At 58.4% G+C, this 26,075-nt stretch carries 20 protein-coding genes, 1 tRNA gene and 1 riboswitch; of the genes, 15 read left to right on the top strand and 6 right to left on the bottom strand.

Annotated elements, in window-relative coordinates:
• Nucleotides 1–72: 72 nt before the first annotated feature.
• Nucleotides 73–768 (bottom strand): uracil-DNA glycosylase, encoded by a 696-nt coding sequence (ung, locus tag AC07Y2_RS21375; protein WP_064384152.1) that lies wholly within the window; start codon nt 766–768, stop codon nt 73–75.
• Nucleotides 769–900: 132 nt separating this feature from the next.
• Between ung and dspII the strand changes: the two genes are divergently transcribed.
• Complete coding sequence (dspII, locus tag AC07Y2_RS21370; protein ID WP_103386823.1) at nt 901–2,013, top strand: enoyl-CoA hydratase/isomerase DspII; 1,113 nt, start codon at nt 901–903, stop codon at nt 2,011–2,013.
• 77 nt (nt 2,014–2,090) lie between these two features.
• Here dspII and AC07Y2_RS21365 read toward each other — a convergent pair whose 3' ends face one another.
• The 5 genes from AC07Y2_RS21365 to AC07Y2_RS21345 all read right to left on the bottom strand — a co-directional run bounded on the left by AC07Y2_RS21365 (nt 2,091) and on the right by AC07Y2_RS21345 (nt 10,799).
• Complete coding sequence (locus tag AC07Y2_RS21365) at nt 2,091–7,643, bottom strand: calcium-binding protein (protein WP_103386822.1); 5,553 nt, start codon at nt 7,641–7,643, stop codon at nt 2,091–2,093.
• 2 nt (nt 7,644–7,645) lie between these two features.
• Nucleotides 7,646–8,506 carry a hypothetical protein gene (locus tag AC07Y2_RS21360; protein ID WP_103386821.1) on the bottom strand — a complete coding sequence of 287 codons (861 nt, stop codon included), beginning with the start codon at nt 8,504–8,506 and terminating at the stop codon, nt 7,646–7,648.
• A gap of 46 nt (nt 8,507–8,552) precedes the next feature.
• The gene (locus AC07Y2_RS21355; RefSeq protein WP_103386820.1) at nt 8,553–9,752 is read right to left on the bottom strand and encodes a glycosyltransferase family 4 protein; all 1,200 of its coding nucleotides are present in this window, start codon (nt 9,750–9,752) and stop codon (nt 8,553–8,555) included.
• Nucleotides 9,753–9,955: 203 nt separating this feature from the next.
• Nucleotides 9,956–10,357 carry a hypothetical protein gene (locus AC07Y2_RS21350; RefSeq protein ID WP_074691080.1) on the bottom strand — a complete coding sequence of 134 codons (402 nt, stop codon included), beginning with the start codon at nt 10,355–10,357 and terminating at the stop codon, nt 9,956–9,958.
• 178 nt (nt 10,358–10,535) lie between these two features.
• The gene (locus AC07Y2_RS21345; protein ID WP_064383076.1) at nt 10,536–10,799 is read right to left on the bottom strand and encodes a hypothetical protein; all 264 of its coding nucleotides are present in this window, start codon (nt 10,797–10,799) and stop codon (nt 10,536–10,538) included.
• 283 nt (nt 10,800–11,082) lie between these two features.
• A riboswitch (guanidine-I (ykkC/yxkD leader) is annotated at nt 11,083–11,183 on the top strand.
• A 63-nt stretch (nt 11,184–11,246) separates the two neighbouring features.
• Here AC07Y2_RS21345 and AC07Y2_RS21340 point away from each other — a divergent pair.
• From AC07Y2_RS21340 to AC07Y2_RS21275, 14 genes are all read left to right on the top strand, one after another.
• Complete coding sequence (locus tag AC07Y2_RS21340; protein ID WP_103386818.1) at nt 11,247–12,314, top strand: putative urea ABC transporter substrate-binding protein; 1,068 nt, start codon at nt 11,247–11,249, stop codon at nt 12,312–12,314.
• Nucleotides 12,315–12,332: 18 nt separating this feature from the next.
• Nucleotides 12,333–13,148 (top strand): ABC transporter permease, encoded by an 816-nt coding sequence (locus AC07Y2_RS21335; RefSeq protein ID WP_039772710.1) that lies wholly within the window; start codon nt 12,333–12,335, stop codon nt 13,146–13,148.
• Entirely contained in the window at nt 13,145–13,933 is a 789-nt protein-coding gene (locus AC07Y2_RS21330) for an ABC transporter ATP-binding protein (protein WP_103386817.1), read from the top strand. Before AC07Y2_RS21335 ends, AC07Y2_RS21330 begins: the two co-directional genes overlap by 4 nt.
• A 13-nt stretch (nt 13,934–13,946) precedes the next feature.
• Entirely contained in the window at nt 13,947–14,672 is a 726-nt protein-coding gene (locus AC07Y2_RS21325; protein ID WP_074691078.1) for an urea amidolyase associated protein UAAP1, read from the top strand.
• Between the two features lie 11 nt (nt 14,673–14,683).
• On the top strand, nt 14,684–15,325 hold the full coding sequence (locus tag AC07Y2_RS21320) for an urea amidolyase associated protein UAAP2 (RefSeq protein WP_103386816.1): 642 nt from the start codon (nt 14,684–14,686) through the stop codon (nt 15,323–15,325).
• 175 nt (nt 15,326–15,500) lie between these two features.
• Nucleotides 15,501–19,133, top strand: a complete 3,633-nt coding sequence (uca, locus tag AC07Y2_RS21315; RefSeq protein ID WP_103386815.1) for an urea carboxylase — start codon at nt 15,501–15,503, stop codon at nt 19,131–19,133.
• Between the two features lie 24 nt (nt 19,134–19,157).
• A complete protein-coding gene (gene atzF, locus AC07Y2_RS21310; protein WP_103386814.1) occupies nt 19,158–20,930 on the top strand; it encodes an allophanate hydrolase in 1,773 nt (590 codons plus the stop codon).
• Between the two features lie 168 nt (nt 20,931–21,098).
• Nucleotides 21,099–22,586 carry a sensor domain-containing diguanylate cyclase gene (locus tag AC07Y2_RS21305; protein WP_103386813.1) on the top strand — a complete coding sequence of 496 codons (1,488 nt, stop codon included), beginning with the start codon at nt 21,099–21,101 and terminating at the stop codon, nt 22,584–22,586.
• Nucleotides 22,579–22,809, top strand: coding sequence for a cysteine-rich CWC family protein (locus AC07Y2_RS21300; protein ID WP_103386812.1), 231 nt, complete (start codon nt 22,579–22,581; stop codon nt 22,807–22,809). The genes AC07Y2_RS21305 and AC07Y2_RS21300 overlap by 8 nt, the downstream gene beginning before the upstream one ends.
• Before the next feature lie 33 nt (nt 22,810–22,842).
• Nucleotides 22,843–23,535: a pseudouridine synthase gene (locus AC07Y2_RS21295; RefSeq protein WP_103386811.1), complete on the top strand. Its 693-nt coding sequence runs from the start codon at nt 22,843–22,845 to the stop codon at nt 23,533–23,535.
• A gap of 316 nt (nt 23,536–23,851) precedes the next feature.
• Nucleotides 23,852–24,736: an alpha/beta fold hydrolase gene (locus tag AC07Y2_RS21290; RefSeq protein WP_011332879.1), complete on the top strand. Its 885-nt coding sequence runs from the start codon at nt 23,852–23,854 to the stop codon at nt 24,734–24,736.
• 170 nt (nt 24,737–24,906) lie between these two features.
• Nucleotides 24,907–24,980 (top strand) — tRNA-Gly (locus AC07Y2_RS21285).
• 355 nt (nt 24,981–25,335) lie between these two features.
• Nucleotides 25,336–25,590 carry a hypothetical protein gene (locus AC07Y2_RS21280; protein ID WP_256587046.1) on the top strand — a complete coding sequence of 85 codons (255 nt, stop codon included), beginning with the start codon at nt 25,336–25,338 and terminating at the stop codon, nt 25,588–25,590.
• Nucleotides 25,591–25,598: 8 nt separating this feature from the next.
• A complete protein-coding gene (locus tag AC07Y2_RS21275) occupies nt 25,599–25,895 on the top strand; it encodes a hypothetical protein (protein WP_103386810.1) in 297 nt (98 codons plus the stop codon).
• The last annotated feature ends 180 nt before the right edge of the window (nt 25,896–26,075 follow it).

Raw genomic sequence — 26,075 nt, 5'->3', positions numbered from 1 at the left:
CATTGAGGCATTCCCACGCGGACGGTTCGACGCCTCGACGTGGGAACGAAATTAGCCGCCAGCCCCTGAGCATCAGACCACCGACGGCAGGCGCCACTCGATCGGCGCTTCGCCATTCTGCTCCAGGAATTTATTGGTGCGGCTGAAATGCCCGCAACCAAGGAAACCGCGATAAGCCGACAGCGGCGACGGGTGCACCGAGGTCAGTACCAGATGTTTGGTGGCATCGATCAGCTTCTGCTTGCTCTGCGCATGGGCGCCCCAGAGCATGAACACCAGATGCGGCTGTTTCTGGCTGACCACTTCAATGATCCGATCCGTGAAGAACTGCCAGCCCTTGTCCTTGTGCGCATTGGCGTTGGCCCGCTCGACGGTCATGGTGGTGTTGAGCATCAGCACACCCTGATCGGCCCAGCTCTGCAGATAGCCGTGATTGGGGATGTCGATGTTCAGGTCGCGCTTCAACTCTTTATAGATGTTGACCAGCGATGGCGGCGCCGGCACGCCCGGTTGCACCGAAAAGCACAAGCCGTGGGCCTGGCCCGGGCCGTGGTACGGATCCTGGCCGAGGATGACCACTTTTACCTTGTCCAGCGGCGTCGAGTTCAACGCGTTGAAGATCATCGGGCCCGGCGGATAGATTTCCTTGCCGGCCGCCCGCTCCTGCTGCAGAAAAGTGCGCAACTCTGCCATGTAGGGCTGGTCGAATTCGGCACGCAGTGCCTCCTTCCAGCTCGGTTCGAGTTTGATACGGTCGTCAGCAGTCATGGTCATACCCGGCAAAAACAATGGGGCGAACCCTAGGAAAGCCGACCACGCTTGTCAATTGATCTGACGCAGATCCGGCACTTTCCCACACAGCGATCATACTGATCGTTCAAATTCCCGATCGAGGTCACGATGAATCTGCACTTCGAAGAACTCACCGGCACCGACGGCGCGCGCATCGGCGTGGCCACGCTGGATGCCGAAAAGTCGCTCAATGCGCTGTCCCTGCCGATGATCCACGCCCTGAGCGACAGACTGAACGCCTGGGCAAAGGATCCGCAAATCGTCTGCGTGCTAATGCGCGGCAACGGCGCCAAGGCGTTCTGCGCCGGCGGCGAAGTCCGCAGCCTGGTGGAAGCCTGCCGGGCCCATCCCGGTGAGGTGCCGCCGCTGGCCGCCCAGTTTTTCAACGCTGAATACCGCCTGGACTACAGCCTCCACACCTATCCGAAACCGTTGATCTGTTGGGGTCATGGTTATGTACTCGGCGGCGGCATGGGCCTGTTGCAAGGCGCGAGCATCCGGATCGTCACGCCGAGCAGTCGTCTGGCGATGCCGGAAATCAGTATCGGCCTGTACCCGGATGTCGGTGCCAGTTGGTTCCTGTCACGACTGCCGGGCAAGCTCGGTTTGTTCCTCGGCCTGACCGGCGCGCGCATGAACGGTCGTGATGCGATCGATCTGGACCTGGCCGACCGCTTCCTGCTCGACGAACAGCAGCAGGAACTGATCGACGGCCTGTTGCAGTTGAACTGGCAGGAACAGACCGCCATGCAGCTCAACAGCCTGCTCAAGGCGCTGCAGCAGGAAGCCGTGGCGCAGATGCCCGAGGCGCAATGGCTGCCGCGTCGGCAGCAGATCGATGAATGGCTGGATGTCAGCGACGTGACCTGCGCCTGGAAAGCCATCAGCCTGCATCGCGACAGCAGCGACCCGTTGATTGCCCGTGCCGCGAAAACCATGAGTGAAGGTTCGCCGCTTACCGCGCATCTGGTCTGGGAACAGATCATCCGCGCCCGCCACATGTCGCTGGCCGAAGTCTTTCAGATGGAATACACCCTGAGCCTCAATTGCTGCCGGCATCCGGAATTCAGCGAAGGTGTCCGGGCGCGACTGATCGACAAGGATCACAAACCGCACTGGCACTGGCCGGACATCGCCCGGGTGCCGGACGCGGTGGTCGAGGCGCACTTTCATAAGGTGTGGGAGGGGCGGCATCCGCTGGCGGATCTGTCGCAATACTAAAACCGATCATTGCCCGCGATGGCAGTCTCCTAAGCTCTGTCGCGGGAAGTTTGAGCCCGTTGCGAAACTATCTGCGATCAAACATTCAACTCGTAAAACGCGATTATTTCCTTCATTGCCCGCAACGCCTCCTCATCATTTCTCGGCAAGATGTCCTCTACGTCCCGTAACGGAGGTAGAGGGTGCAAAAGCTCAGCGAGTTGGTTCGCCGTGTAACTTTTAACAGCGCCCTCTTCTCCTTGAACGCTGATGAAGCTGATAGCGGCATCGTCTCCTGAAAAGTGTTCGGAGACACGTATCTTTGGAGACATGCCATAACTCACTACGATGACGAGATCATCCCGTTCACGGTGAAACTTGAGTTGATCAATCGACAGTCCGACCTCCGAAAAGTCTATACCGTCGGTTCCGCCACCGGCATTGACTACCAGATCTCGTCCGAGACCATCATATTTATAAACATCATTGCCCCCGCCACCGGACAAGGTGTCATTGCCCGGCCCACCGTAAAGCACGTCATCGCCTGAACCACCGCCGAGCAGATCATCTCCTTGCATCCCTCTTATTTCACCAGCGCCGCTGAGGGTGTCATTACCGCGACCGCCCACGAGCGGTAGAAAACGGTTGTCTCGAAAAGACTTAACCTGAGTAGCGTACTGAACGGTGATGCCATGATGATAAGTATCGGGGGCAATGCCTAAGCGGCTAACGACGTCTTTAAAATTGATGCTCGAGCCATCAGCAAACCTCAACCTTTCAATTCCGGAACCACTGAGATCGTTCGGATTGGGCAAAACGATTCGTACTTTTTGAGTTCCGCCCCATTCGATATCGAGTGCGGTGTACAGCATTTGGGCCCGAGGCGGTTGACGATGAGCACCACGCAGTGGGGCCGGTGAGAGTTCAATATTTACCGTCTCAACCAACACAGCGCCCCAGGTTAGCTTCAACTTATCTGGTTTCGCCTCTTCCGGAAGAACGACTGTATCAACATCAAGCCCCGCAAACTCTTCATGCCACCCAGAGACTCCAACCTCGGGACGCAAAAAAACAGGGTTAAGCACGTCGGCAATAATGGTGGTTGCGCCATCATGCGCTTCAACTATGTAAGTGTCGGGACCGTTTTCGCCGTAAAGCCAATCTTCTCCCGGCCCACTGATCAAATAATCGGTTCCCGCAGAGCCGAGCAGCGTGTCGTTGCCTGCGCCAGCCGATAAAAATGCACCCGGGATCCTATCGTTCACTCCGCCGTACTCAAGCACTGAATCAGCATAGGTAACCACCAAGTCATCTCCTGCACCGCCATGAAAGAGATTTCCCACTTCGAGATTTACCCTGCCGCCAGCGTCATTACCATGAACAACTTTTTGCTTGATCGTTTGGGTAGTAGAGCTCCAGCGAAACGCTTTACGAACAGTTTCATGATTTTCAAAACTGCCAGCGGGGTACACGTACCACCCCTTAATGGCGCCCGAGTGGTCTATATCTTCGACTACAGCATCACCCACGTTGAACGAGAACCCCGAATAACTGGAGCCAGACGGGTAATATTTTGGCTTTTGTTTCGGTAATTGCGCAGTTTCAGCTTTTACAAACTTGAACGTGGTTTTCGTTGCAGAAATTGACTGCCTTTCAGTCACCACGGCGTCAGCGGCAATCGCTCCCATCCACTCAGGTGTCTTGGAGAAGACCCCGGCTTCAACGTCCTCATGGATCAATTCGGCGCTGATGGCATAACCACTTTCGTCGGTAGCAATATGACTTCTAACCCAAACACCCTGATCGTTCAGTGCAAATCCTGATGCCTGCCTGTCCGCTGAGCGCTTTGCTTTCAGTTCCGAAAGAAAAAGGCTATCCCAGTCGATGTGACGACTGGTTTCACTACCTTCCCTCTCAGTAGAAGCGGCTAAGTCATCGGGCAGTGTCTGGACGACTGCTTCGCTCTCAATGTCCTGCATTTTTCCGGCATCGGGCACCGTAGCAATTGTCGCGGACGGATCTCTTACATCTACCGGTTGCACCGTTAATTTGATTACATCCTGGAAATTCAGGATCACGCCGTCGCTTAACCTGAACGTAGAACCTGCCCACTTTTCATGGTGAAGAATCAGAAGCGCGTCACCAATACCATTCGACAGCCGCAACGCCGTGCCCACATCAAGATTGACGATCTTGGCCTGCAAGTTCTCCGCAGAAAATCCATCACCAAAACTTACGACATTGTTGCCACCTGTATCGGTAACAACATCCAGTCCATCGCCTACTCCGAAGTAGAAAACATCGTTGCCCTGCATCCCTTCCAGATAATCGTTGCCGGCGCCACCCTCAAACACGTTATCGCCAGGGCCGCCGCGCAAATAATCGACTCCCTCCCCGCCAACCAGCGTGTCGTTTCCACCACTGCCCAGCAAAATGTCGTTGCCTGAGCCGCCGTCAAGATAATCGGCGCCATGTTCTGCTTCGGATGTTAGCTCGTAGTCCCCCACCAAAAAGTCATCATCGGCACCGCCCAAGAGCGTATCGGCGCCCAAACCACCCCAGAGCGTATCGTTTCCTGAATTACCTTGAATGTGGTCATCGTTGGTTCCTCCCGCTTTCAAGTTGGGCTCATCGCCATCCAGAGCATCTGCACCTGATCCGCCTACCAGTGTGTCGGAGCCACCCAACCCACGGAGTGTGTCGTCACCCGCACCGCCATCGAGATAATCATCACCGTGATAACGAATCGGGTGTTCATGGTAATCACCGACCAATTCGTCGTTACCGCTGCCACCGAAAAGTAAGTCATCCGCACCTCCGCCCCAGAGGGTATCGTCCCCCGCGCCGCCATCCAGAAAATCACTCCCGAAAAAATGCGACGCATCACCCGAAATTCCTTGCAGTACGCTGTCATCTCCGTTCAGAACATCATTGCCAGCGCCACCGTACAGCACGTCGTTACCACCGTTGCCGGCTAGAGCGTCATCGCCATCGCCGCCCTGCAAAAAATCGTTGCCATGATGGCTGCCGTGGAGACCGCCACTCCAATCGAGGTTGTCTCCAAACAATGTGTCATTGCCACTCCCGCCAGCCAGCGTGTCATTACCTCCCTCCCCGGCCAACGTGTCGTCTTCACTTCCGCCGTCAAGCAGATCATCTCCCCAGCCTCCATTGATAAAGTCCCGGCCCCCTTGGCCATAGAGAACGTCATCGCCTCCCTCCAAGGGTTGGTTCAAAGAGGAGTTCTCGAAGACGGTACGAAAGCTAGTGACTCCACCGGGGATTTGAACGTTGATTTGCTTGTATTCCCAATTTTGCTCATGTGCGCCCGTTGCTTCATCACCGGATAAATTGTCATCACCAGCTCCCCCGACCAAGGTGTCTCGACCGATCCCGCCGAGCAGCACGTCTCGCGAGGCAGTGCCGACAAGCAGGTCATCACCCTGCCCACCATCCAGCCAGTCGCCGCGGCTGGCCTTTCCCTTTGCGGCATCAGCCAAGGCTTTTTCGAGCGTCGACTGCTTGTCGCCGAACAAGCGGTCGTTCCCGTCTTTGCCAAACAATCGGTCAGAACCGCCAAGACCAACGATCAGGTCGTCTTTCGGTGATCCATAAAGCAAGTCGGCTTTGTTCCTCTGCTTAACATTAGGCAAAAGCAAGGCGTTGCCCAATTCATCGTAGGAAGGCTGATCTCCGCGAACATTGGGGTCGTTATCTTTAATTTTCCAGTCGCCTTGAAGGACCAGATCGGGAGCGGGGAACGCCTGGTCCTGGTAATCAGGAAGATCAATGCCGAGCATCCCCGGCTTGAAGTTCTTTATGACGATGAGATCACTCAGTCCGTATTGAATGTTCAGCGTGTTTTCAGCCAGATCTTCAATGAGCGTCAAGCTGATGGCTCGATCTTCCGTAAGCCAGATATTGCTGAGCGGAGCACTGCGTTCGAGAGGTGGGATCGGAAGTCCATTTATCAGCAACGCGCCCCCAACGTGCGCATCAAAAATTTCGTCGATTCCATCTCCGCTGGAGAACTCATACCGATCGTTACCCGGCCCACCACTGAGAGAGTCGTTACCCTTGCCACCCACCAACACATCATCACCGGCCATACCGTACAACACATCATTGCCATCGCCGCCTGTTAAAGAGTCATTGCCGCGAGCCCCCTGGATAAAATCATTACCGGAAAGTCCGCTGATTGAATCGTTGCCGCCACCGCCGTAAAGATGATCGGTATTCGTTCCGCCACCAAATGATCGTCCGCCATCATCACCAAACATGACCAGAGGGTTTGAGACGCCTGTGGTCATCGGGGCCTGTTTGCCCGAAGCCAAATCCGAATAGGAAAAGGTCTGGACAGTATTTCGACCGAACGATCCATTGGTTCGGGCAATCAGCCGGGCCAGCATTTCCGAGCGATCAGCAAGCCACTGCTCAGTGATGAAACCCTCCCCCGTTTCGGGATCGTAAAGCTCCAGTTCGCGTCCGGAAAAACCGTCGGCCCGCTCAATCACGATTTCGCTTAGTTGCTTGAGGGAATTGCGTAACGCGGCGCCGATTGGCGTTGCCTGACTGGCCAACGTTGCCCAGTCCTTGGCACTGCCATACTCGCCAATGGTTCTGGTAACGATGCTTTGCGATTGAGACGGAGAAAGTGCGGAGAAAAATGTGTAGGCGTTGGAGGCGAAGGTTTCGTCGGTGGTAGGTGTGGCGGCCGAGTTTCCGTCGTAGGTTCGCCTGAGCATGTCAAAGAAATCATTCAGGTTATATCGCAATATCAGGCTGACAATAGGTGAGATGGGCGTACCTTTCACCACATGCTGAATCAGCGGATTAATGCTGCCACTGGCAAGAGCGATGTTTATCTGTTCGGGCAGGACTGAAAACAGGCTCTCGACGATATTCAGTCCGAAATTCTTGATCACAGCGTGCAATGCAACACTGTATGAGTCCACGGCAAACAGAATATTCTTTAGATCGTCCAGCCTATTGACCTTAGCAAGATCATGATTACCTTTGATGTGGGAGTCCGGATCACCGGCGGAGATCAACCTCCAAGTTTCATATGGTTTTTCTCCACCCAACAGGCTGAAGCCGATTGTTCCAGACCATCCGGCGTTATGACGGGTCGCTGTATCAACGTTGCCAATATCATCACGAAATAGTACTTCACCAATCGCGCTCGCATCGATTTCTGCAATTTGGCTTATGGAGGGCACAGTCCATGGAGCCAAATCATGTTCAACGGAGCCTTTTATCAACGTATTCATGAGATTGACAGCCACCTGATTAGATGACTCTTGCATCTTCGAATCGCTGATTTTTTTATTTAACCTCAATTCCCCCTGCCGCAGGGTGTAGGCTCGGATCAACGCAGAGTAAGCGCCCACCCCGCCATTTGCATCAATTGCTACATCGAGCCAGAGTTTGGCATCTTTAAAAATTCCCATTACGTTCTCATCGAACGCAGAACCGTCTAAAAATTTCTCACCCAAAATATTCGACAATGTGCGATAAAGTACAGCACAGCTTCGCCCCTCCACTGCCATCGCAATATACTTTTCCTCCTCGACATTGAATTTCATTCCCTCACAAATATTTGCAGCCTGCAAAATTTCCGACTTTTCCAAATCACTGAATATATAGCTCATATTCACTTCCCTGTAATAATTGAATGTGAAAGATAGTCGCTGACAGCCTTAAGCGCTTCTGGAGCACCCCGCAAGCCCTCGGTACCCAAATGTATGCGAGCATCCCCACCTGCAAAGTCGAAATGGTGCAACTCGACCGTACAATACGTACGTAAACTCCCAAACTCCAAATTCTCCAACTGCTCCTTATTCATTTTCAAAAGATATGCTTTACTCAAACCACTGGCCGAAGCTTTAGATTCTGGCGAATTCAAACCATTACAATTTATCCTCCGTGGCGTTCCATCACGCCGGCGCCAGTCCTGCATAACAAAAGTTACAACAGAGAATTCATTTTTGATACTGGGTGGTGGCGCGGTAAGCCAAAGTTCAAGGCCTGGATAGTTCTTCAGTTTTACAACCAGATCATCCGGCCAATCCACATGCCGTCCGCCCATATTATGCGGCTCCGTGGTATCCCTTCTGGTGTAAAGTCTGGCGGAAACATTGTAATACGTCCAACTAATGGGTGGTTCTACCCCGTGAGCTTCATATTCCGGAAACAGTTCTTTTCCCGTCCACCAGAATGACCCTGAAAGAAGATCGGCAATACAGGAGCCGTCGCTCCTTAATGTCGATCCAAAATGGAATCCGGGAATCTTTGTCCGGTCCAGCAGGCTGCCGCCAAGTATCGGGACCTGCTCCATACCCGCCAGCTTCCTGCTGCACGCCCCTTGTTTCTTCTGATAAATCTCGCGCGCTACTGCGGCCTCCTCCCATCGAATACAGAAATCAACGACCCAATAACAGATCGCTAATAACACGCCATATTTAACTCCCCTTCTGCACTGGCGAAAAACTTCCTTGCGAGACATCTTAAGCATTTCAAATCTCCATTTTAAAATGACCAATCACATCACTTGAAACAACTCACCTCATCAACTCCTTAAACACTCCAAAGTAACCGCTTACTCCTTTAACCACATCGAATTCGCTTGCCTTCAACCTCGCCGCATCCTTCATAGACTCAAAACCAGCGAAAGACGTTAAAACCCTGCACACTGCCGTGGCGATTTCTTCAGCGTCAAAAAAATCAACAAGTATCCCGCTGATTCCATCTTCGATAACTTCCTGCACGGGAGCGGTATTTGAACCTACGACAACACAGCCAGATGCCATTGCTTCCAACAGAGACCAAGACAAAACAAACGGATATGTCAAATACACGTGAGCCTTTGAAAGACTCAGAACCGACCTGTATGTTTGATAAGGCAACTTCCCAACAAAGTGAACATTGGAAATATCAACATCCACCTCGGCGACCATCTTGCTTCGCCAGTTCGGGTATCCAATGGGCATCCGCCCATAACTGACATCATCCCCACCCACTACAATGACCTGCGCGCTCGGGCACTTTTCCTGAATATAGGGAATGGATCTCATAAAACTATGAAAGCCTCGGTAAGGTTCCAGGTTTCTGGCGACATAAGTCAAGATAGGCTGACCTGCTCTTATCACGCGCCCACTCGGCAGCGTTACAGATTCGACCTTTTCTGATTCGGCAAATTGAACAATGCCTTCGTGAATGACGCGGATTTTAGACTGATATGTATTAGGAAAAAGACCGCGCTGCCATTGTGTAGGTGCAATCCCGGCATCACACTGTTCAACATTCAGGAGATGCATCGAATTCAAGACTCTAAGCCTTGAAGTCGCGTCCATCGCACAGGGAAATTCAGGATCAAAACCAGAGTCGGCCCCGTGCGCTCGGTAATAGTACTCACAGAAATGAACTAGCGGCACATCGGGGTAAACATCTTTGACGAATAGCGATTCACCCCACCCAGGATGAGCGAGAACTACATCAGGCCAAAAGCCTGCCTGACTGATCCTCTTCAGTATTCGTTGAACTTGTTGCCCGTCCGAAACAGCTTCTTCATATTTATGCAAATAGTCATGAGCGCCATTAGTCATCTTCCTTGATGGTCGATATCGAAATAACTTTATCCCGGCAATACCTGGCGCTGTATCGCGTCCAATTGCAATGACGCCAAGACACCTGCGCAATGCTTCCAACGCCACATGACGAAATTGACCGGGAAAATTCTGATGAATGATAAGAAGATTCATATCTGAGCAATAACCCGCGCTTATACACATCCATGAAATTGAAGTTTTTCAACGTCAACATGTGCATACAAACGCTAACAAATGGTCAGAAATAAAACTGTAGGAGGGTTCCGAGAACCTCCTAGGAGATGGTGCAATCCACACCCACATAAAAAACAGGCACAAAAAAAGCGGCGCTCAATGCGCCGCTTTTTTGCGGGGGGTTACCAGCGGTTGCCGTGTCGGTTGTAGTCGCCACGTCCACTGTGACGGTCGTAGTTGCCACGACCCCGGCGGTCATCCCAGCCACCGCGACGGTGGTCGTCCCAGCGTCCGCGATCATGACCGTGCCAGCGACGGTTCTCGTAGTAGCGCGGGGCCGGTTGGTAGTAACGAGGCGCCGAGTAATAGCGTGGAGCCGGTTGGTAATAGCGCGGTGCTGGCTGGTAGTAGCGCGGCGCCGAGTAGTACGTGCTGCCGCCGCTGTAATAAGTGCCACCGCTGTAATACGAAGGTGCCTGCGATGTGTAGACCTCTGAGCTGTAGTAGCCATCTCCGTAGGAATAAGGGACGCATCCGCCAAGGGAAAAAAGCATCACGGTAAACAGAAGAATTCGGCGATACATGGCGGCCTCCTGGACCGCGGGTAGCCACACCAGCGACGCTGGCAGGCGTCAGTCTTTCATTCGGCGACTGACGAAATATCTGACAGCGATTTCGGCATCCGGTGCGTTTCTGCAACAACTTGAAACAAGTGATTGATGAAACCTTGTTCATACAGAAACGCCGTCATTCAGCCGCTGATTAGTGGTGCCCACCGTGGTATCCGCCGCCGTGATAACCCCGTCCGTAGCCGCCGCGATAGCCATGGCCGCCGTAGTAATAGCGAGCGCCACCGTAGTAACGCGGACCGTAATATCCACCGTAGTAATAGGGCGAGTAATAGCCGGGATAGTAGTAGGGCGTGGAGTAAACATCGTAACCGCCGGCGTAGTAGTAACAGCCGGACAGCCCTAGACCGAGCACTGCTCCCAGCAGCACCCGACGCAGCAATTTTGAAATACGCATGGCGGCCTCCTGAAAGACCTGTGACAGCAGTCGGCACAGACCGGCTGACATCAGATTTGACTGGCTGACCGGCAGCGAGTGCCCAACCCTCTCGGGCATCGGATCAGCGGCAGCGGACGCTGCATGACGGTGCAACCGCGCACCAACACAAAGCACCCACAGGCGTTTGCCATCCGCCGCAACGTCACGAAAGCCCGTAACAGAGGGCCCGTCCCGACTTGGCACGCCTCTCGCTTTAACAAACCCGTGCAGGAGTCATCACAGGTTCGCGGCACCACAATTTGCAATGGCTGACTAGGGTTCCGGCTCGCATCTGCGAGTGGCTGGTCCGAGAGTTGGCGACCTCCAGTTGAGGTTACACGGCGGGACAAAAGCCCGGGAGACAAGCCACCGTTCGCGGTGCCGCGTTGCCTTCCTGTCCGCCCTCGATCAACTGGAGAAGCCACCATGTCCCGACTACGTTTGCCCGCCCTGCTCGCCGCCGCGTTCGCCGCGTTTATCAGCACTCAATCCCCCGCCGCGCAGAAAGACCACTTCAGTGTCTGCTGGACGATCTACGCCGGCTGGATGCCATGGGAATACGCCGGCAGCCAGGGCATCGTCGACAAATGGGCGAAGAAGTACGGGATCAAGATTGATGTCGTGCAACTCAACGATTACGTCGAGTCGATCAACCAGTACACCGCCGGCCAGTTCGATGGCTGCACCATGACCAACATGGATGCCCTCACCATTCCGGCCGCCGGCGGCGTCGACAGCACCGCGCTGATCGTCAGCGATTTCTCCAACGGCAATGACGGCATCGTCCTCAAGGGCGAAGGCAAGAAAGTCGCCGACCTCAAGGGCATGGACGTCAACCTGGTCGAACTGTCGGTCTCGCATTACCTGCTGGCCCGCGCGCTGGACTCGGTCGACCTGACCGAAAAAGACCTGAAAGTGGTCAACACCTCCGACGCCGACATTTCCGCCGCCTTCAACACCGAGCAGGTCAACGCCGTTACCACCTGGAACCCGATGCTCTCGGACATCAAGGCCAAACCCGGTGTGACCGAAGTTTTCAACTCCAGCCAGATCCCCGGCGAAATCATGGACATGATGGTGGTCAACAGCGCCACCCTCAAAGACAACCCGGCCCTGGGCAAGGCGCTGACCGGCGCGTGGTTCGAAGTGGTCGACTTGATGAACGCCAAAAATGCCGCCGGCAAAGCCGCACTTGAGCACATGGCCAAAGCTTCGGGCACCGATCTGGCCGGATTCCAGGCGCAACTGGACACCACCAAACTGTTCGCCACGCCGAAAGAAGCCCTGGCGTTCGCCACCAGCAAGCAACTGCCGGAAACCATGCGCAAAGTTGCCGAGTTCTCGTTCCAGCACGGTTTGCTCGGCGAAGGCGCGAAGGACACCAGCGCCGTCGGCATGACCTTCGCCAACGGCGTGACCAGCGGCGACACCGGCAACCTCAAGCTGCGTTTCGATCCGACCTACGTGCAGATGGCCGCTGACGCCAAGCTGTAAGCCACGGAGGATTTGGCCATGCGCCTGATCAATCGCCACCCGGATCGCCCGAGTCGCCTGTTGCTGGTGATCCTGCCGTTCGCCCTGGTGCTGTTCGCCTATTTCATGGGCTCGGCCGAGCGCCTGGCGGACAATCCCAACGACAAGCTGCTGCCCAGTGCGGTGCAGATGACCGACGCGGTGAAACGCCTGGCCTTCAACGCCGACAGCCGCACCGGTGAATACCTGCTCTGGCAAGACACCGCGTCGAGCCTGCGACGCCTGGCCATCGGGCTCGGCATCGCGGCACTGGCCGGGTTATGCCTGGGCATGGCCGCCGGCACCCTGCCGCTGTTCGGCGCACCGTTGTCGCCATTGCTGACGGTGCTGTCGATGGTGCCACCGCTGGCGATTCTGCCGATTCTGTTCATCGTCTTCGGCCTCGGCGAGCTGTCGAAAGTGATGCTGATCGTGATCGGAATTACCCCGGCCCTCGCCCGTGATCTGGAACAGCGCGCCCGGGACATCCCCGTCGAACTGCTGATCAAGGCCCAGACCCTCGGCGCCTCGACCTGGACATTGATGCTGCGTGTGGTGCTGCCGCAACTGTTGCCGCGTCTGCTGATCTCGCTGCGGCTGATGCTCGGTTCGGCGTGGCTGTTCCTGATCGCCGCCGAAGCCATCGCCTCCACCGACGGTCTGGGCTACCGGATTTTCCTCGTGCGCCGTTACCTGGCGATGGACGTGATCCTGCCGTACGTGGTCTGGATCACCCTGCTCGCCTGGCTGATGGATTGGGGCCTCAAATACCTGACCCGTCGGGCATTTCCCTGGTATGAGGGGGCCGCCAAATGAGCTTCATCACGGTGAAAAACGTCTGGCAGCAATACGCCGACCAAGTGGTGCTCGAAGGCTTGAACCTCAACGTCAATGAGGGCGAGTTCTGCACGCTGGTGGGTGCTTCGGGCTGCGGCAAGTCGACCTTCCTGCGCCTGCTGCTCGGTCAGGAAACCGCCAGTCGCGGCGAGATTCTGCTCGACGGCCAGCCACTGGCGCGCGAGCCGGATGCCAGCCGTGGCGTGGTGTTCCAGCGCTACTCGGTGTTCCCGCATCTGAGTGTGCTGGACAACGTCGCCCTCGGCCTCGAACTGCCCCGGGCGCCACTGCTCGGGCGCTTGTTCGGCAGCGCGAAAAAAGACGCCCGCGAACAGGCTTCGGCGCTGCTGCAAAAAGTCGGCCTCGGCCATGCGCTGGACAAGTACCCCGCGCAGCTCTCGGGCGGCATGCAACAGCGGCTGGCGATCGCCCAGGCGCTGATCATGAAACCGCGGGTTTTGCTGCTCGACGAACCGTTCGGCGCGCTCGATCCGGGCATTCGCAAGGACATGCACGCGCTGCTGCTGGAGCTGTGGCGCGAAACGCAACTGACCGTGTTCATGGTCACCCACGACCTGTCCGAAGGCTTCAGCCTCGGCACTCGCCTGCTGGTGTTCGACAAGGTCCGCCTCGACCCGCACGCCCCCGGCGCCTATGGCGCCCGCATCACCTACGACATCCCTTTGAACAGCGACCGCCGCGCCCAACGCGCCGCCGTCGACGCCCTGCCCGCCGAGCTGGCCGGCACGCTTCGTATTGCCTGAGAGGACTGCTCCCATGACTGATTCGACCCAACTGTTTCCACCCTTCGCCGAAGAAACCCTGCCCGGCGGCGGCCACCGCTCCTTCGTCTTGAAGCGCGGGCAACTGCTGCGTCTGACCGACCTGCGCGGTGGGGCCAACGTCAGCCTGACCTTGCTCAACGCCAACGAAAAAACCGAACGCCTGAACCTGCCCGACAGCCTCAAATGCCAACACACCGCCAAGCTCACCACCGGCCATTGCCTGTACTCGGACATGGGCCGCGTGCTGGCCGCAATCACCGCCGACACCTGCGGCTGGAGCGACAGCCTCGGCGGTGTGCTGTGCGCTGAAGAGGTCGCGGAAAAATACGGCCAGGGCCGCTATCAGGAACTGCGCAACGGCTTCTTTCGCAACGGCACCGACAACCTGCTGGTGGAACTGGGCAAGTGGGGCCTGGGCCTGTCCGACCTGCTGATGACCCTCAACCTGTTCAGCCGGGTCAACGTCGATGAAGCCGGGCGCTTCCATTTCGTCGAAGGCCATTCGAAGGCCGGCGATTACATCGAGCTGTATGCACCGATGGACACCCTTGTCGTCCTCACTGCCCTGCAACACCCGATGGACCCGTCACCCGACTACGCGCCAAAACCACTGAAGCTGAGCTGGATGAACGCCGACGCCAGCGTCGCCGAGCACTGCCGTACCTCGCGCCCGGAGAACGAGCGCGGATTTATCAACACCGACCGTTTGTTTGCCTGAGGATCATCGCCATGTCAGTTGCTATCGCCACTTCGCAGAAACAACCCGACACTGCGGTGTACCGCGCCACCATTCCGGCCGGCGAACCCTGGCTGATGGAGGTCAAGGCCGGCCAGACCCTGCGCATCCTCGATCTTGAGGGCAATCAGGCAGTCGATACGCTGTTCTACAGCCTCGCCAATCCCCGCGAGCGCTACGACGTGCAACGTACATTGCGCCGACAGAACAGCGTGTACCTGAGCACCGGCAGCGTGCTGTATTCCAACCTTGGCAAACCGATGCTGACCATCATCGCCGACACCTGCGGCCGCCACGACACCCTCGGCGGCGCCTGCGCGCAAGAGAGCAACACCGTGCGCTACGCCCTGGAAAAACGCTACATGCACAGCTGCCGCGACAACTACCTGCGCGCCTGCGCCCACGACGGGCGTCTGGGCAAAGGTGATATCGGGCCGAACATCAATTTCTTCATGAACGTGCCGGTGACTGCCGAGGGCGGCCTGACCTTCGAAGACGGGATTTCCGCCCCCGGCAAATACGTCGACCTGCGCGCGGAGATGGACGTGATCGTGCTGATCTCCAACTGCCCGCAACTGAACAACCCGTGCAACGCCTACAACCCGACGCCTGCGGAGCTACTGGTATGGAACTGACATTCGTCCGTCTGCGCCGCTGGTTGTTTGCCCTGTGCCAGGCGCGCTCAGGCCAGTGCCTGAAAAAGTGAAGTGATTTCGCCGTCGGGGACGACCCTGGCGTCTGAACAAAAACGGCGGGACGGCCCGCCTCCCAGTCGAGCCCGCACCCTGCGCGGGCTCCGGGGGTTTCTCCATGTTCGAAAAAGTCCTGATTGCCAACCGTGGCGCGATTGCCTGCCGCATTCTGCGCACCTTGCGTGAACTGCACGTTGAAGGCGTCGCGGTGTACTCCGAAGCCGATGCCGCCAGCCTGCACATCCTGCAAGCGGACGAAGCCCACAGCCTCGGTGAAGGCGCAGCGGCCGGCACTTATCTGGCCGTCGAAAAAATCCTTGCCATCGCCAAAGCCACTGGCGCCACTGCGATCCACCCCGGCTACGGCTTCCTCTCGGAAAACGCCGCGTTCGCCGAAGCCTGCGCCAACCAGGGCATTGCCTTCATCGGCCCGACACCGGAGCAACTGCGGGTGTTCGGCCTCAAGCACACCGCCCGCGCCCTGGCCAAACAGCACGGCGTGCCGATGCTCGAAGGCACCGAACTGCTCGACAGCCTCGACGCCGCGCTGATTGCCGGCGCACAGGTCGGTTATCCGGTGATGCTCAAAAGCACCGCCGGGGGCGGTGGCATCGGCATGCGCGTGTGCCGTAACGCCAGCGAACTGAGCGAGTCGTTCGAGGCAGTGAAGCGCCTAGGGCAGAACAACTTCAGCGACGCCGGGGTGTTCATCGAGAAGTACATCCAGCGTGCGCGGCATCTGGAAGTCCAGGTGTTCGGTGATGGCCACGGCGCGGTGATCGCCCTCGGCGTTCGCGACTGCTCGGTGCAGCGGCGCAATCAGAAAGTCCTCGAAGAAACCCCGGCACCGAACCTGCCCGAAGGCATGGCAGATGAGCTGTGTGCGGCGGCGATCAAACTGGCCAAAGCAGTGAATTACCGCAGCGCCGGCACCGTCGAATTCGTTTTCGACAGCGATGCGCAGCGCTTCTATTTTCTGGAAGTGAACACCCGGTTGCAGGTCGAACACGGCGTTACCGAACAGGTGTGGGGCGTCGATCTGGTGCGCTGGATGGTCGAGTTGGCGGCCGGTGACTTGCTGCCGCTGGCCAAGTTGTTTGCAGGCCTGCAACCGCAGGGCCATGCGATTCAGGCACGGCTGTATGCCGAGGATCCGGGCCGCGATTTCCAGCCCAGCCCCGGCTTGCTGACGGCGGTCGATTTCCCCGTCGCCGATGGCCGGCATCTGCGCATCGACACCTGGGTCGAGGCCGGCTGCGAGATCCCGCCCTACTTCGATCCGATGATCGCCAAAGTCATCAGCTGGGCGCCAACCCGCGAACAGGCCCGCGCCGAACTGCACCAGGCCCTCGGCGACAGCCTGCTGTACGGCGTGGAAACCAACCGCGATTACCTGCGGCAGATTCTGCTCGATACGCCGTTCGCCAGCGGCCAGCCCTGGACCCGTTGCCTGGAAGGCCTGGTGTACCGGGCCAACACGTTTGAAGTGCTGAGCGCCGGCACCCAGACCAGCGTCCAGGACTACCCCGGTCGCCTCGGTTACTGGGCGGTCGGCGTGCCACCTTCGGGGCCGATGGACAGCCGCGCGTTGCGCCTGGGCAATCGCTTGCTGGGCAATGCCGAAGGCGCGGCGGCACTGGAAATCACCATGAACGGGCCGCTGCTGCGCTTCAATTGCGATGCGGTGGTGGCGGTGACCGGGGCACCGTTGGCGCTGACCCTCGACGGCGAAGCGGTGCCGATGAACACCGCGCTGTTAATCGAGGCAGGCAGCCAGTTACATCTCGGCGGTTTGCTCGACGCAGGCGCCCGCAGTTACCTGTGCCTGCGTGGCGGCCTGCAGGTGCCGGATTATCTGGGGAGCAAAAGCACCTTCACCCTCGGTCAGTTCGGCGGTCATGGTGGGCGCGCTCTACGCGCCGGGGACGTGTTGCACCTGGCCCCACTGAGCGACCGCAGCGCCGGGCAGACATTGGCGCCCCATCACGTCAGCGAATTACCTGCCGTGCGCCGGATCCGCGTCATCTACGGCCCTCATGGCGCGCCTGAATATTTCACTGAAAACTACATCGACACCTTTTTCGCCACGCAATGGGAAGTGCATTTCAACTCCAGCCGCACCGGCGTGCGCCTGATCGGGCCGAAACCAGAGTGGGTGCGCGCCGACGGCGGTGAAGCCGGTCTGCATCCATCGAACATTCACGACAACCCTTACGCCATCGGTGCGGTGGACTTTACCGGCGACATGCCGGTGATCCTCGGCCCGGATGGCCCGAGCCTTGGCGGTTTCGTGTGCCCGGTGACGGTGATCGAGGCCGATCTCTGGCAACTGGGTCAACTCAAGGCCGGGGACAAAGTGCAGTTCGTGCCGGTCGATCTCAAGACCGCACGCGAACTCGCCCTGAAATGGGATGCCTCCGGGAGCTGGCCTGCCAGCGATGAAGTTGACGCGGTGTCTGCTCGGGCCCCATCGCTGACAGGCCAGCTCCCACAGGCCCTGGTTTCGCCTGTGGTTCTGGAGTTGGGTCAGGACGACAAGCGGCTGGTCGGGCGTGTGTCCGGCGATACCCATCTGCTGCTGGAAATCGGCGCGCCGGAACTGGATCTGGTCCTGCGCTTTCGCGCCCATGCCCTGATGCAGGCGCTGGAAGGCAAAAACCTGCACGGCGTGATCGACCTGACACCGGGCATTCGTTCGCTGCAGATCCACTACCAGCCCGAACAATTGCCGCTGGCCGATCTGCTCGGCATCGTCGCCGGTGAATGGGACGCGGTGTGCGCCGCCCAGGACTTGCAAGTGCCGTCGCGCATCGTCCATCTGCCGCTGTCCTGGGACGATCCGGCCTGCCAGTTGGCCATCGAGAAATACATGACCACCGTGCGCAAGGACGCGCCGTGGTGCCCGAGCAACCTGGAGTTCATTCGCCGCATCAACGACCTGCCCAACCTCGACGAGGTGCAACGCACAGTGTTCGACGCGAGCTATCTGGTGATGGGCCTTGGCGACGTCTACCTTGGTGCGCCGGTCGCCACCCCGCTCGACCCGCGCCATCGGCTGGTGACCACCAAGTACAACCCGGCGCGCACCTGGACCGCCGAGAACTCGGTGGGCATCGGCGGCGCCTACATGTGCGTGTACGGCATGGAAGGGCCCGGCGGTTACCAGTTTGTCGGGCGCACCTTGCAGATGTGGAACCGCTATCGCGAAGTCGCCGCGTTCGACGGCAAACCGTGGCTGCTGCGGTTTTTCGATCAGATCCGTTTCTACCCGGTCAGCGCCGAAGAACTGCTGCGCATCCGCCGCGACTTTCCCCTCGGGCGCTTCGATCTCGACATCGAACATAGCCAGCTCAACCTCGCCGACTACCAGGCCTTTCTGCAACGCGAAGCCGAGAGCATCGACGCTTTCCGGATGCAGCAACAGGGCGCCTTCCAGGCGGAGCGCGAACGTTGGATCGCCAGTGGCCAGGCGCACTTCGACAGCGAAGAAGCCGTGCCGGACAGCAGCGAAGACACACCGCTGACCAGCGGCCAGCAAAGTATCGACAGCCACATTGCCGGCAACCTCTGGCAGGTGCAGGTCGAGGTCGGCAGCCGCGTGGCGGCCGGTGATGTGCTGGTGATTCTGGAGTCGATGAAGATGGAAATCCCCGTGCTCGCGCCCATGGCCGGGGTGGTGCAGGACATTCGCGTGCAGCCGGGATCGGCGGTGCGTGCCGGACAACGGGTCGTGGTGCTGGAACTCGACTGAAACCATTTGCCAAAGGATCAACCCATGAATCTGCAACTCGATGCCCTGCGCCAGGCCTACCGCAATGGCGACACCACACCGCGGCAATTGCTGCTGGCGCTGCGGGACAAAGCGGCGGCGCTGAACCCGGACTACCACCTGTTCATCCACTTGCTCAGCGTCGAAGAACTGGAACCGTATCTGGCCGCCCTCGACGGTCGCGACCTCGACAGCCTGCCGTTGTATGGCGTGCCGTTCGCGATCAAGGACAACATCGACCTCGCTGGCATTCCCACCACCGCCGCGTGCCCGGCGTTCGCCTATGTGCCGGAGCGTTCGGCGACCATCGTCGAGCAACTGCTGGCGCTGGGGGCGATCCCGCTGGGCAAGACCAACCTAGACCAGTTCGCCACCGGCCTCAACGGCAGCCGTTCGCCTTACGGCGCCTGCCCGAACAGCGTGTTGCCGGAGTATCCGTCGGGCGGCTCCAGCGCCGGTTCGTCACTGGCCGTGGCGCTCGGTGTAGCCAGTTTCGCGTTGGGCACCGACACCGCCGGCTCCGGCCGGGTGCCGGCGGCGTTGAACAATCTGGTTGGACTGAAGGCCAGCAAAGGCCTGATCTCCACCGCCGGCGTGCTGCCGGCCTGTCGCACGCTGGACTGCGTCACCACGTTCACCGCAACGGCGCGGGAAGCCAGTCAGCTACTGGCGCTGACCGCGCGCCTCGATCCACGGGACGAATACAGCCGCAGCAATCCGTCATGGAACGACGGCTCCGCGTTCGGTGTGCCTCGGCCGTTTCGCTTCGGTGTACCGCGTGCGCAAGACCTGGAATTTTTCGGCTGTGAGGAAGGCCCGCAGCTGTTCAGCAACGCCATCGACCGGCTCAAGGCTGCGGGGGGTGAGGCTGTCGAACTGGACTTGTCGCCGTTCCTCGAAGCGGCGCGGTTACTTTATGAAGGGCCGTGGGTGGCCGAGCGCTACAGCGTGGCCGGCGAGTTGATGGAAGAAAATCCCGAAGCAGTGATGCCGGTGATCCGCGCGGTGCTGGCCAAAGCACCGGCCGTCAGCGGCGTGCAGACGTTCCGTGCGCAATACCGCCTGCAAGCGCTGAAAGCCGTTTGCGATAAAGCGCTGGAAGGACTCGACTGCGTGCTCACGCCTACTATCGGTCGTCCGGTGACGCTGGCGGAACTCGACGCCGAACCGGTGCTGCGCAATTCCGAACTGGGCTACTACACCAACTTCATGAACCTGCTCGATTACGCCGCCGTCGCCGTGCCCAGCGGTTTCATGTCCAACGGGCTGCCGTGGGGTGTGACGCTGTTTGGCCGGGCGTTCACCGATCAGTATCTGCTGGGCGTGGCCGATGCCTTGCAGCGCCAGCAGGATCGTGCGCTGCCGACGCCGAACAACCCGGCGCGCCATGACCGTGCGCGACTGGTGGTCTGCGGTGCGCACCTGGACGGGCTGGCCCTGAACTGGCAACTGCGCCAGCGCGACGCACGCCTGATCGAGGCCACTTACAGCTCGAAGGACTACAAACTCTATGCCCTGGCCGGTGGCCCGCCGTTGCGCCCCGGCATGCTGCGCGTGGCCGACGGTGGCGTGGCCATCGCGGTGGAAGTCTGGGAGTTACCGAGCAGTGAGCTGGGCTCGTTCCTGACCGGGATCCCGGCGCCGCTGGGCCTGGGCAAGGTGCAACTGGCGGATGGCCGCTGGGAGAGCGGTTTCATCTGCGAACCCTACGGCCTGGAAGGTGCAATCGATATCAGCCACTTGGGTGGGTGGCGCGCGTATCTGCAAACCGGAAACTGATTCGAAAACCGGCCTCCTTTCGTTCCGGGAGGGGGCTGGATGAGCGAGCCATTCTCCAGACACCCCTGCCCGGCTGATCCCCCCGCATTTCAGGCACAAATCCCGCAGTCTTTTCCCCGCCGTGCCACTAGAATGCTGCCCATCGGGTCACTGTCAACGGAATTGCCAATGCCGCTCAGATCTGCGTTTCACTCCCAACGTTCGCTGGTACTGACCCTGATCGCCCTGCTCGGCGCAGGTTTCCTCGCCACCTCGCTGCTCAGCTACTACGCCTCACGGGCGTCGATCCGCGACAACATCGTCAACACCGAACTGCCGCTGACATCCGACACGGTGTACTCGGAAATCCAGAAAGACCTCGTCAGACCGATCCTGATTTCCTCGATGATGTCCCGCGACACCTTCATGCGCGACTGGGTGGTGAACGGCGAGAAGGACAGCGACCAGATGACCCGCTACCTCGACGAGGTCATGACCCACTACGGCGCCTACACCGCGTTCTTCGTGTCCAACAGCACCCACACTTACTACCACGCCAAGGGCGTGCTCAAGCAGGTGAAAATCGACGAGCCGCGCGACGCCTGGTACTTCCGCGTGCGCGACATGAAGGATCCGTACGAGATCAACGTCGACCCGGACCTGGCCAACAAAGACAACATGACCTTCTTCATCAACTACAAGGTCTACGACTACAACGATCGCTTCATAGGCGCCGCTGGCGTGGGGCTGACGGTGGATGCGGTGATCAAGCTGATCGACAAGTACCAGCAGCGCTATCAACGCAGTGTGTACTTCGTCGACACCTTCGGCCGACTGGTGCTGACCGGCGCCGAGGGCGGGCCGGAAGGGGCGCGGGTCGGGAAAAGCCTGACCGACCTCGACAGCATGAAAAGCCTGGTCAGCCAGTTGCCCAAACCCCACAGCGGCAGCTATGAATATTCCACCCACGGCCAGGGGCATTTCCTCAACGTGCGGTTCATTCCGGAGCTGAACTGGTACCTGTTTGTCGACAAACGCGAAGACGGCGCGCTGAGCGAAATCCGCCAGTCGCTGTACCTCAACCTGCTGATCTGCCTGCTGGTGACGTTGATCGTGCTGGCCCTGGTCAATCGCTTGATCCGCCGCTATCAGGAAAAGATCCACGCCCAGGCCACCCTCGACAGCCTCACCGAACTGCCCAACCGCCGCGGCTTCGACCTGCTCGCCGCGCAAGCTTTAACTGAGGCCCATCGAGAGCCGAAACCGCTGACCGCGCTGCTGCTGGATCTGGACCACTTCAAGGTTTTGAACGACACCTACGGGCACATGGCCGGCGATCAGGTGCTGATCGGTTTCGCCCGGGACCTGCAAAGTTGTCTGCGGCATTCCGACATTGTCTGCCGTTGGGGCGGTGAGGAATTTATCGTGCTGCTGAAGGACACCGACGGCGAGACCGGTCAGAAGATTGCCGAGAAGATCCGCCAGCACGTCGAACAGCATGAATATGCCTACAACGGTCACACCCTGAATCTGACCGTCAGCATCGGCGCCACCACCCTGCAACCGGATGACACCTTGCACAGCCTGCTGTCCCGGGCCGATCATGCGATGTACCGGGCCAAACAGACCGGCCGTAACCGCACCTGCGTGGAAATGCCTCACTCGACCTATGCCTGACGCCAAGAAGACACCTGACCTCTGCCCGGCCTGCGGCGCCCGCAACGACTGCACCCTGGCCGACCCGCGCACCGCCGACCGCGCCTGCTGGTGCTACGGCGTTTCCATCGATCCGGCAGTGCTCGAAGCCCTGCCGGCGGAACTGCGTGACAAGTCCTGCCTGTGCCCACGCTGCGCTCAGGTCGAGGCGCAACTGCAAGCGGCCAGGCCGTCGATCCCGTAAGATGCGCGGCCCGCTTCCTGCCGATTCCTGATCATGCGCGTCGACCGTTTCCTGAGTAACCTGCCCCGCTACAACCGCAAGCAGGTTCGCCTGTTGCTGGTGGAAAAGCGCGTGCGCATTGACGGAAAAGTCGTCAGCGATTCCCACAGCGAAGTCCTGGAGTTCAGCCGCGTGGAGGTCGACGACGAAGTGCTGCAACCCGGCAAACCGGCGCGCTACTTCATGCTGTACAAACCGCAGGGCTGCGTCAGCGCCACCCGCGATCCCGAGCATCCGACCGTGCTCGACCTGATCCACGAGCCGGACAAAGACGACCTGCACATCGCCGGGCGGCTGGATTTCAACACCACCGGGCTGATGTTGATCACCAATGACGGCAGCTGGTCGCGGCGCCTGACCCAGCCGCAGACCAAACTGCCGAAGGTCTATTACGTCGAGACCGAACAGGAGATCGGCCCGGAATATGCGATCAAGTTCGCCGAGGGGATCTACTTCGCCTTTGAGGACCTGACCACCCAACCGGCGCAGCTGCAAGTGCTCGGCCCGCGAACTGCGCGGTTGAGCATCGTCGAAGGTCGTTACCATCAGGTGAAGCGCATGTTCGGTCACTTCAACAACAAAGTGCTGCGCCTGCACCGCGAATCCATGGGCCCGCTGCCGCTCGATCACGCTCTAAAACCGGGCGAGTACCGCGCTTTGCGCACCGAAGAGATTCATTTGTTCTAAGCAGCCGACCGCTCAGCAGAAGTTGTCGAACAATTTACCAACGGCACTTGCGCGATCCGGATCCCCCTGCTTGAATCAGGTCGTCGGCCAAATTGTGACCGATGAGTCACACATAACATCCAAGAAACTTTTTGTCGGTAGACAGCCCATCAGGGCTGCGCCTCAGCCGGCAGACTGCCCGCCAATAACAACACCCGTCGACCTGCCGTACCGGATCGACATGGGCCACAAAATTCCAGGCATATGCCTACCTGTCACAAAGCTCGTGCAATCTCATTTGCGCGCATACCCGCTTGCTTGCCAGGAGTCTTATGACATGAGGCCAGAAATCGCTGTGCTGGATATACAGGGTCAGTATCGGGTTTACACGGAGTTCTATCGCGCAGACGCCGCAGAAAAGACCATCATCCTGGTCAACGGCTCGATGGCCACGACTGCGTCGTTTGCACAAACCGTGAAAAATCTGCACCCGCAATTCAACGTGGTTTGCTACGACCAGCCCTACGCGGGCAAGTCGAAAGTCCACAACCGCCACGAGAAACATCTGACGAAAGAAGTCGAAGGTCTGATCCTGCTGGAGCTGATCGATCACTTCGCCGCCGAACACGTGCTGTCGTTCTCCTGGGGCGGCGCTGCGACCATGGTCGCCCTCGCGCATCAGCCTCGGCGCATTGAAAAAGCCGTGATCAGCTCGTTCTCGCCAGTAATCAACGCGCACATGCTTGATTACCTCGAACGCGGCGTCGAATGCCTCGGCAAACGCGACGGCGATCGGGTCGGCCACCTCGTCAACGACACCATCGGCAAACACCTGCCGTCGCTGTTCAAGCGCTTCAACTATCGCCACGTCAGCAGCCTGGCCGAGCACGAATACGGGCAGATGCATTTCCACATCAACGACGTGCTGCACAGCGACCGTCAGTGCTATTTGAACGCGGCGAAGAAAATCAACGTACCGGTGCTGTTCCTGAACGGCGAATGGGACGAATACACCGCCGCCGAAGACGCCCGACTGTTCGGCAACCATGTCGCGCAGAGCACCTTCACTACCCTGCAGGCCACCGGGCACTTCCTCGACATGGAACACAAATCCGCCTGCCGGGACAGCCAGAACGCCCTGCTCGGTTTCCTGAAACCGGCGCAACAGGCCAGCCGAACGCGTTACCAGTTTGTCCAGGATCACCATGCATTGGCCATTTGAAACAGTGTCGTCGCGAGCAAGCCTGCGAGGCTGAGATTCAGCCGTCCTCCAGCCCGCAGCGCTTGCCCGCGATTGACCGATTTCGGCTCTGTTTCAAGACTTTCCGTAGTTCGCGTGCAAAGAAAACTTCAAATCCGTGGCCGAGTCTGGTACAAAGTCAGCCGCTCTGAGCGGGTGTCGTATAATGGCATTACTCCAGCTTCCCAAGCTGATAACGAGGGTTCGATTCCCTTCACCCGCTCCAATCGAATTTATGTCCTGCGTCGTGGTTTGACGGGGGATGCGCAAATAGAAAAACCGGCCTGCAGGGCCGGTTTTTTTATGTCTGCGTCTTGAGGTCAACTGCTTGTTCGGCAAAGAACAATTCAGAAACACACCGTTGATTGCAGATACGGTATCCCTCTCTACTCTTCATTCTCTCCAGCCACAAGAAACACAGTTTGCTCAAAGGAATGATCCATGAGTACGGTTTCCCATCAAGATTCTGACCGATTGGAAACCACTACACTGCGGTAAATACAGAGCGCAAACCGTAAATGGCCTTTTAATCGAAGAGGGTTCACATCCAGTGCAGGAAGACAAAAGGCTTGGAATGACGGATGAAGAACAGGATATTTTTAGGGTCAGTCCCCTTTAAATCCCGAAAAATCCTCAGCATTAGCCCAATGGCAAGCGATGATGTGGCGCTGCTCGCCATGCCTGGCGCGCACCATAAGGCATTGCTCAAGCAGGCCAACGCACTGCACCAGGGTCAGGTAATTGACTCAGATGATCTCAGTGACATGCTCGAGTTCGCAGACGCTGCGCTGGCCTTCGCCGTGGAATCAATGCTCGAAATAGAATGCGACGAATAAGGGGACATATGTACTTACTGGTAACCCCTATGCGATTGCGAGGCGTCGCGCTCGGCCCTAAGGAACGGCGCCGCTATCCCGCGATCAGGGCCAACGTGATGGTGAATTCAGCAGTCAGTTCTAAGTTAGGCCGCGCGACAAATATCGCCTGCGCGAAGGTGGGGATACCGCTTGATCCGGATCCATTGCCACCGTTGATTGATGCCACTCTTGCTGGAATGGCGGTGACAGGATTTGTACTCAGCGGCATTGAGTACATCGATGGTTGTGCCTACGCACAGTCTTGGTGGTGTCGAGAGGGGTAGTCAGCTGGGATCACAACACTTATCAAAAGCAGGGGCCGAAGCCCCCGCCAATGCAGCGATCACTCTATCTGCTGATAGATCCTGTACAGGCGGATTGACCAATAGGCCGTTTGTAAAAGCCGGATTAGCTCTTCAGGGACAAAGCGTGCGATCAGTCTAAGCATGATAGAACTCCAAAGT

Source organism: Pseudomonas sp. GW456-12-1-14-TSB6, assembly GCF_059424205.1.
The sequence above is the reverse complement of the archived record's forward strand: the minus strand, read 5'-3'. Positions and strand labels throughout refer to the sequence as shown.